We start from the raw sequence: 8,241 nt of genomic DNA, 5'->3' as shown, positions 1-8,241 counted from the left end.
ACTTCGGCGAACTTGCGGAACTGCCCGTCATTGCCCACCGTGAGAATGAAGTCGCCGTCAGCCGTAGGAAAATCCTGGTACGGCACGATATTCGGATGTGCATTCCCCAGCCGCTTTGGCGCAGTGCCCGTCGTCAGGTAGTTCATCGCCTGATTGGCCAGGCATGCTACCTGCACATCCAGCAACGCCATATCGATATGCTGCCCGCCGCCATCGTGATCACGATGAGCCAGTGCTGCCAGAATCGCCACGGTCGAATACAGCCCCGTCAGGATATCCGTGAGCGCCACCCCCACCTTAACCGGTCCGGCACCTTCATCACCCTCAGGTCGCCCGGTCAGACTCATCAGCCCGCCGAGACCCTGGATCATGAAGTCATAACCCGCACGCTTGGCATACGGTCCGGTTTGACCGAAACCGGTGATCGAGCAATAGATCAGATCCGGATTGATCGCCTTCAGCGACTCGTAATCCAGGCCATAGGCCGCCAGACCACCCACCTTGAAGTTCTCGATCAGGATATCGGACTTGGCTGCAAGCTCGCGAACCAGCTTCTGACCTTCGGGACGCGTGAAGTCGATCGTCACCGATTGCTTGTTGCGGTTGGCCGACAGGTAATAAGCCGCCTCGCTGGTGTTCTCGCCGTAAGCGTCCTTCAGGAAGGGCGGCCCCCAGGCGCGAGTGTCGTCACCATTGCCCGGGCGCTCGACCTTGATCACTTCCGCCCCGAGATCGGCCAGGATCTGACCAGCCCATGGGCCGGCCAGCACTCGCGATAAATCCAGTACCCGCAGATGCGACAGCGCGCCCATGGTCGCTCTCCTATTAATAGAACGCCTGCAGGCCGGTCTGCGCACGACCGAGGATCAGCGCGTGAACGTCGTGAGTACCTTCATAGGTATTCACCACTTCCAGGTTGACCAGGTGACGGGCCACACCGAATTCATCGGAGATCCCGTTGCCGCCCAACATGTCACGCGCCATGCGGGCGATCTCGAGAGACTTGCCGCAAGAGTTACGCTTCATGATCGAAGTGATTTCAACCGCAGCGGTACCCTCATCTTTCATACGGCCCAGACGCAGGCAGCCTTGCAGCGCCAGAGTGATCTCGGTCTGCATGTCCGCCAGCTTCTTCTGGATCAACTGAGTGGCAGCCAACGGACGACCGAACTGCTGACGATCCAGGGTGTACTGGCGAGCGGTGTGCCAGCAGAACTCAGCCGCGCCCAGCGCACCCCAGGAGATGCCATAACGTGCAGAGTTGAGGCAGGTGAACGGACCTTTCAAACCACGCACGTCCGGGAAAATGTTCTCTTCCGGCACAAACACGTTGTCCATGACGATTTCGCCGGTGATCGAAGCCCGCAGACCGACCTTGCCGTGAATCGCTGGAGCGCTCAGGCCTTTCCAACCCTTCTCCAGAACGAAGCCACGGATGTCGCCCGCATCGTCCTTGGCCCAGACCACGAACACGTCGGCGATCGGGCTGTTGGTGATCCACATCTTGGCGCCGGTCAGGTTGTAGCCGCCGTCGACTTTGCGTGCACGCGTAATCATCGCGCCCGGGTCTGAACCGTGGTTCGGCTCGGTCAGACCGAAGCAGCCGATCCACTCGCCGGAAGCCAGTTTCGGCAGGTACTTCTGTTTCTGTGCTTCGGTACCGAATTCGTTGATCGGCACCATCACCAGCGAAGACTGCACGCTCATCATCGAACGGTAGCCAGAGTCGACACGCTCGACTTCACGAGCGATCAGGCCATAGCTGACATAGTTGAGGCCGCTGCCACCGTACTGCTCGGGAATGGTCGCGCCCAACAGGCCGACCTCACCCATTTCACGGAAGATCGCCGGATCGGTCTTCTCATGGCGGAAGGCTTCCAGAACGCGTGGCGCGAGGCTCTGCTGGGCGAATTGCTCGGCAGTGTCGCGGATCATGCGTTCTTCTTCAGTCAGCTGTTGATCCAGCAGCAGTGGATCGATCCAGTTGAAGCTAGCTTTACCGCCCATGAGTGAGTCCTCGCAAATCGGGTGAATTAACGTGGCATTGATCCTAGGCCCGCTTTGCCATCCCGGCAAACGAGGATTTCGCATCCTGTTGTGCTAATTTCTCACTCCGAAACGTCGCGAAATGCCGATTAAGCGATGTATTAGTGAGGTTGACGTACATGCGCCGCAAGATACCCAGCACCACCGCCCTGATCAGCTTCGAAGCCGCCGCCCGTCACGAGAGCTTTACCAAGGCCGCCGAAGAACTTTCCCTCACCCAGGGCGCCATTTGCCGACAGATCGCCAGCCTTGAGGACTTCCTCAGCGTCGAACTGTTCCGACGCTCGCGTCGCGGAGTGAAGCTGACCGAAGCGGGTCTTTCCTACAGCCGTCGAGTAGCGACCCAGCTCGATGCCGTTGAGCGTGACACCCTGTCGGTAATGGGCCAGCAAGGTACTAACGTGATCGAACTCGCCGTGGTGCCCACCTTCGGCACGCAATGGCTGTTGCCAAGACTGAAGGACTTCCAGCTCAAGCACCCGGAAGTGACGGTCAACCTGACCAACCGCACCCGCCCGTTCCTGTTTGCCGACACTGACTTCGATGCCGCCATCTACTTTGGCGATGCCGACTGGTCCGGTACCGAATCCCACAGGCTGATGGGCGAGAATCCGATGCCGGTATGCAGTCCCGCCCTGCTCGGCAACAAGTCGCATCTGACACCCGATGAAATCGCCGAACTGCCCCTGCTCCAGCAAACTACACGCCCCTACGCCTGGCGGCAGTGGTTCAACTCGCAGCACCTGAACATCCCCCGTGACATGACAGGTCCGCGCTACGAGCTATTCTCCATGCTGGCCCAGGCGGCCATGCATGACATGGGCATCGCGCTGATCCCACCGTTCCTGATTCAGCGCGAACTGACCGAGAAGCGCCTGGTGATTGCCAACCCGAACGCGCTCTCCAGCATCAAGGCGTATTACCTGATGATTCCGGAACGAAAGGTCGAATCGGCGTCACTCAAGGCTTTTCGTGACTGGCTGGTGAACCAGGCACACAGCTACAACCTAGAAGGATAAAGGCCTCCAGCGATTACTAACCCCGTAGTCAGGAAAACCAAAGCCCTACAGATATAACTATTTGTCGCAAATAGACAGACTGTATCCGAAAGTCGTACAGACGTCCCACAAGCGCCTGCCGACGTGGCTTTGCGCCCTCATTCGCGACTCATTGCGACCTATTCACGTCACCGATGAGAAAATTCTTAAAATTCATCCAGACTCCTTGAAAGGCACGGCCTGCAAGGGATTCAACTGGCCATCTGCGACATTCGGTCACGGGATGACTTGTAGTTAATTTTCCGTCACCCGTCATAATCCCTTGAAGGGCATAAACTTCGCCTGCAAAATGCCGCGCCCCGCCCTGATTTGGCGGGATCGTGCTGATCGGCCGCCCCAGTCGCACCATCCGTAGTGCATGGGTTTACTCAATAAGATCACGCAGGAGATTTGACGTGCACATTGGTGTTCCTCTCGAAACCCAGACCGGTGAAACACGGGTTGCTGCAACCCCGGAAACCATTAAAAAGCTGATCAGCCAAGGTCATAAGGTCACTGTGCAAACCGGCGCCGGCATTAAAGCCAGCGTTGTCGACAGTGCCTATGAAGCGGCAGGCGCAACCATTGGCAGTGCCAATGACGCGTTTGGCGCCGAGCTGATTCTCAAAGTGGTCGCGCCAAGCGATGCCGAACTGACGCTGATCAAGCGCGGAACGGTGCTGGTGGGCATGCTCAACCCGTTCAACAACGACACCATCGCGAAGATGGCCGAGTGCGGGATTACCGCGTTCGCCCTGGAAGCGGCGCCACGTACCTCCCGGGCCCAGAGCCTCGACGTGCTGTCGTCCCAGGCGAACATTGCCGGCTATAAGGCGGTGCTGCTGGCCGCTCACTACTATCCGCGCTTCATGCCGATGCTGATGACCGCTGCGGGCACCGTGAAAGCGGCGCGCGTGCTGATTCTGGGTGCCGGTGTGGCCGGGTTGCAGGCAATTGCCACGGCGAAACGTCTGGGTGCCGTCATCGAAGCGTCCGACGTACGTCCGGCCGTGAAGGAACAGATTGAGTCCCTCGGCGCCAAGTTCGTCGACGTGCCTTACGAGACCGATGAAGAACGCGAATGCGCGGTCGGCGTCGGTGGTTACGCACGCCCGATGCCGGCGAGCTGGATGCAGCGTCAGGCCCAGGCCGTGCACGAGCGCGCCAAGCAGGCTGACATAGTCATCACCACCGCACTGATCCCGGGCCGCAAGGCGCCGACGCTGCTGAGCGCGGACACCGTGGCGCAGATGAAACCCGGCTCGGTAGTCATCGACCTCGCTGCCGCCCAGGGTGGCAACTGCCCGCTGACCGTCGCCGATCAGGTCGTGATCGAGAACGGCGTGACCATCGTCGGCCCGACCAACCTCGCCGGTGAAGTCGCCGCAGACGCCTCGGCGCTGTACGCACGCAACCTGCTGGACTTCCTGAAGCTGGTCTTCACCAAAGAAGGCCAGTTCGAAGTGAACCTCGAAGACGACATCGTCGCCGCGTGCCTGATGTGCCGCGACGGCCAAGTCATCCGCAAAAACGCCTAAGCAGGGATTCAGACGATGGAAGAGCTTATCTCCCCCGGTATCTACAACCTGATCATCTTCGTGCTGGCGATTTATGTCGGTTACCACGTGGTCTGGAACGTTACACCCGCGCTGCACACGCCTTTGATGGCAGTGACCAACGCCATTTCGGCGATCGTGATCGTAGGCGCCATGCTCGCTGCTGCATTGACCGTCACTCCGCTGGGCAAGACCATGGGCACCCTCGCGGTGGCACTGGCCGCGGTCAACGTGTTCGGTGGCTTCCTGGTCACCCGCCGCATGCTTGAGATGTTCAAGAAGAAAGCCCCGAAAGCAAAAGAAGAGGCGCCTAAGTAATGAGCATGAACCTCGTCACGACGCTCTACCTGATCGCGTCGATCTGCTTCATCCAGGCCCTCAAGGGTCTGTCGCACCCGACCACGTCGCGCCGCGGCAACCTGTTCGGCATGCTCGGCATGGCGCTGGCAATTCTCACCACCGTCGGCCTCATCTATAAGCTGGGCGCTGAGCTGGCGACTGCTGGCATCGGTTACGTGATCGTCGGCCTGCTGATCGGCGGCACCGCCGGTTCGATAATGGCCAAACGCGTTGAAATGACCAAGATGCCTGAACTGGTTGCGTTCATGCACAGCATGATCGGTCTGGCAGCGGTGTTCATCGCCATTGCTGCCGTGGTCGAGCCGCAGTCGCTGGGCATCGTCAAGCAACTGGGTGACTCGATCCCGGCGGGTAACCGTCTGGAGCTGTTCCTCGGCGCAGCCATCGGTGCAATCACCTTCTCCGGTTCGGTGATCGCCTTCGGCAAGTTGTCGGGCAAATACAAGTTCCGTCTGTTCCAGGGCGCACCGGTACAGTTCAGCGGTCAGCACAAGCTGAACGCGGTACTGGGTCTGGCGACTCTGATCCTCGGCATCACCTTCATGCTGACCGGCAACCTCGCCGCGTTCGCACTGATGCTGGCCCTGGCGTTCGTCATGGGCGTGCTGATCATCATCCCGATCGGCGGCGCCGACATGCCGGTGGTGGTGTCGATGCTCAACAGCTATTCCGGCTGGGCAGCAGCGGGTATCGGCTTCTCGCTGAACAACTCGATGCTGATCATTGCAGGTTCGCTGGTGGGTTCGAGCGGTGCGATCCTCTCGTACATCATGTGCAAGGCGATGAACCGTTCCTTCTTTAATGTACTGCTCGGCGGTTTCGGCAATACAGCAGACGCCGGTCCTGCCGGTGAGAAGGAAGCCCGCCCGGTGAAATCCGGCTCGGCTGACGATGCGACTTTCCTGCTGACCAACGCTGACACCGTGATCATCGTTCCGGGTTACGGCCTAGCGGTAGCCCGCGCACAGCACGCCCTGAAAGAGCTGACCGAGAAGCTGACCCACCATGGCGTGACCGTGAAGTACGCGATCCACCCGGTGGCCGGTCGGATGCCTGGGCACATGAACGTACTGCTGGCCGAGGCCGAAGTGCCGTACGACCAGGTGTTCGAGATGGAAGACATCAACTCCGAGTTCGGTCAGGCCGACGTGGTGCTGGTGCTCGGCGCCAACGACGTGGTCAACCCGGCCGCCAAGAACGATCCGAAATCGCCGATCGCTGGCATGCCGATCCTCGAAGCGTTCAAGGCCAAGACCATCATCGTCAACAAGCGCTCGATGGCCAGCGGCTATGCCGGTCTGGACAACGAACTGTTCTACCTGGACAAGACCATGATGGTGTTCGGCGACGCAAAAAAAGTCATCGAAGACATGGTCAAAGCAGTCGAGTAACCCTCGCCGGCAACACCGAACGCCCCGACTTGTCGGGGCGTTTTTGTTTACGCAAAACGTCGGACAATTTGCCGCGTTGTTGCAGATCCAGTAACGGTGTTTTACTTGAAACCCGCTAAATAGACGCCTCGTTTGCGACCTTGGTAGCGGGACAGGCGCTCGCGAAATTCACTAGACTGCGCATCCTGCTACTCGCTGCCCGAGAAAATAATCCATGTACCGTGACCGTATTCGCCTGCCTTCGTTGTTGGATAAAGTGATGAGCGCCGCCGACGCCGCTGCGCTGATTGAGGACGGCATGACCGTCGGCATGAGCGGCTTCACCCGCGCCGGCGAAGCCAAGGCCGTGCCCCATGCGCTGGCCGAGCGAGCCAAGGTCACGCCGCTGAAGATCAGCCTGATGACCGGCGCCAGCCTGGGCAATGACCTCGACAAGCAACTGACCGAAGCCGGCGTGCTGTCGCGGCGTATGCCGTTCCAGGTCGACAGCACCCTGCGCAAGGCGATCAACGCCGGCGAAGTGATGTTCATCGACCAGCACCTCTCGGAAACCGTCGAGCAACTGCGCAACCAGCAGCTGAAGCTGCCGGACATTGCCGTGATCGAAGCCGTGGCCATCACCGAACAGGGCCACATCGTGCCGACCACTTCGGTGGGTAACTCGGCGAGCTTCGCGATCTTCGCCAAACACGTGATCGTCGAGATCAATCTGGCACACAACGCCAACCTCGAAGGTCTGCACGACATCTATATCCCGACCTATCGCCCGACCCGCACGCCGATTCCGCTGGTAAAGGTCGACGACCGCATCGGCAGCACCGCGATCCCGATCCCGCCGGAGAAGATTGTCGCCATCGTCATCACCCAGCAGTCGGACTCGCCGTCCACCGTGTCGTCGCCGGATGTCGATACCAAAGCCATCGCCGATCACCTGATTACCTTCCTCAAGCAGGAAGTCGATGCCGGGCGCATGACCAACAAGCTCGGCCCGTTGCAGGCCGGGATCGGCAACATTGCCAACGCGGTGATGTGCGGGCTGATCGATTCGCCGTTCGAAGACCTGACCATGTACTCCGAAGTGCTGCAGGACTCGACCTTTGACCTGATCGACGCCGGCAAGCTGAGCTTCGCCTCGGGCAGCTCGATCACCCTGTCGGAGCGGCGCAACAGCGACGTGTTCGGCAACCTGGAGAAGTACAAGGACAAGCTGGTACTGCGTCCCCAGGAAATCTCCAACCACCCGGAAGTGGTGCGGCGCCTGGGCATCATCGGCATCAACACGGCCCTGGAGTTCGACATCTATGGCAACGTCAACTCCACCCACGTCTGCGGCACGCGGATGATGAACGGCATCGGCGGCTCGGGCGACTTCGCGCGCAACGCACACCTGGCGGTGTTCGTGACCAAGTCGATCGCCAAGGGCGGTGCGATTTCCAGCGTGGTGCCAATGGTCAGCCACGTCGACCATACCGAGCATGACGTCGACATCCTGGTGACCGAGGTGGGCCTGGCCGACCTGCGCGGCCTGGCGCCACGCGAGCGCGCCCGGGTCATCATCGATAACTGTGTGCACCCGGATTTCCGCCAGGCGCTGAACGACTACTTCGACAAAGCCTGCGCCATTGGCGGCCACACCCCGCATATCCTGCGTGACGCCCTGAGCTGGCACATCAATCTGGAAGAAACCGGACGCATGCTGGCGGTGTAATCCGCACAGATTTCCCGTTGGTGCAAACACAGTTTCGCCAGCGGGATTCTGAAAACCTCTGCAACCGTCAAAAACTGTACTGCTGTACCGGTCTTTTCCTACGGCTTTTGCCTACTCGAACCATCGAATTGGGTAAAAATGCA

At 59.8% G+C, this 8,241-nt stretch carries 7 protein-coding genes (1 of these 7 cut by a window edge); 5 read left to right on the top strand and 2 right to left on the bottom strand.

Annotated elements, in window-relative coordinates:
• Positions 1–812: the 5' portion of a CaiB/BaiF CoA-transferase family protein gene (locus LOY31_RS00615; RefSeq protein WP_221535709.1), read on the bottom strand. It extends 409 nt beyond the left edge of the window; 812 of the gene's 1,221 nt are visible here — the first part of the coding sequence; the start codon lies at positions 810–812; its stop codon lies beyond the left edge, outside the window.
• A 13-nt stretch (positions 813–825) separates the two neighbouring features.
• Positions 826–2,007, bottom strand: a complete 1,182-nt coding sequence (locus tag LOY31_RS00610) for an acyl-CoA dehydrogenase (protein ID WP_221535708.1) — start codon at positions 2,005–2,007, stop codon at positions 826–828.
• A gap of 158 nt (positions 2,008–2,165) precedes the next feature.
• Between LOY31_RS00610 and LOY31_RS00605 the strand changes: the two genes are divergently transcribed.
• From LOY31_RS00605 to LOY31_RS00585, 5 genes are all read left to right on the top strand, one after another.
• On the top strand, positions 2,166–3,065 hold the full coding sequence (locus LOY31_RS00605; RefSeq protein WP_221535707.1) for a LysR family transcriptional regulator: 900 nt from the start codon (positions 2,166–2,168) through the stop codon (positions 3,063–3,065).
• 434 nt (positions 3,066–3,499) lie between these two features.
• Positions 3,500–4,621: a Re/Si-specific NAD(P)(+) transhydrogenase subunit alpha gene (locus tag LOY31_RS00600; RefSeq protein WP_085606449.1), complete on the top strand. Its 1,122-nt coding sequence runs from the start codon at positions 3,500–3,502 to the stop codon at positions 4,619–4,621.
• A 15-nt stretch (positions 4,622–4,636) separates the two neighbouring features.
• Positions 4,637–4,957 (top strand): NAD(P) transhydrogenase subunit alpha, encoded by a 321-nt coding sequence (locus LOY31_RS00595; protein WP_003220416.1) that lies wholly within the window; start codon positions 4,637–4,639, stop codon positions 4,955–4,957.
• Entirely contained in the window at positions 4,957–6,390 is a 1,434-nt protein-coding gene (locus LOY31_RS00590) for an NAD(P)(+) transhydrogenase (Re/Si-specific) subunit beta (protein WP_085606447.1), read from the top strand. Before LOY31_RS00595 ends, LOY31_RS00590 begins: the two co-directional genes overlap by 1 nt.
• Before the next feature lie 214 nt (positions 6,391–6,604).
• Entirely contained in the window at positions 6,605–8,098 is a 1,494-nt protein-coding gene (locus LOY31_RS00585; protein ID WP_064592552.1) for an acetyl-CoA hydrolase/transferase family protein, read from the top strand.
• Positions 8,099–8,241: the final 143 nt, after the last annotated feature.

Source organism: Pseudomonas sp. B21-021, from assembly GCF_024749205.1.
Taxonomy (GTDB): domain Bacteria; phylum Pseudomonadota; class Gammaproteobacteria; order Pseudomonadales; family Pseudomonadaceae; genus Aquipseudomonas; species Aquipseudomonas paraglycinae.
This window is presented reverse-complemented; position numbering and strand designations above follow the sequence as displayed.

Bases quoted from the DNA above. Each gene is read 5' to 3' on its own strand.
- LOY31_RS00610 (WP_221535708.1), bottom strand. From the start codon at position 2,007: ATGGGCGGTAAAGCTAGCTTCAACTGGATCGATCCACTGCTGCTGGAT.
- LOY31_RS00605 (WP_221535707.1), top strand. From the start codon at position 2,166: ATGCGCCGCAAGATACCCAGCACCACCGCCCTGATCAGCTTCGAAGCC.
- LOY31_RS00595 (WP_003220416.1), top strand. From the start codon at position 4,637: ATGGAAGAGCTTATCTCCCCCGGTATCTACAACCTGATCATCTTCGTG.
- LOY31_RS00590 (WP_085606447.1), top strand. From the start codon at position 4,957: ATGAGCATGAACCTCGTCACGACGCTCTACCTGATCGCGTCGATCTGC.
- LOY31_RS00585 (WP_064592552.1), top strand. From the start codon at position 6,605: ATGTACCGTGACCGTATTCGCCTGCCTTCGTTGTTGGATAAAGTGATG.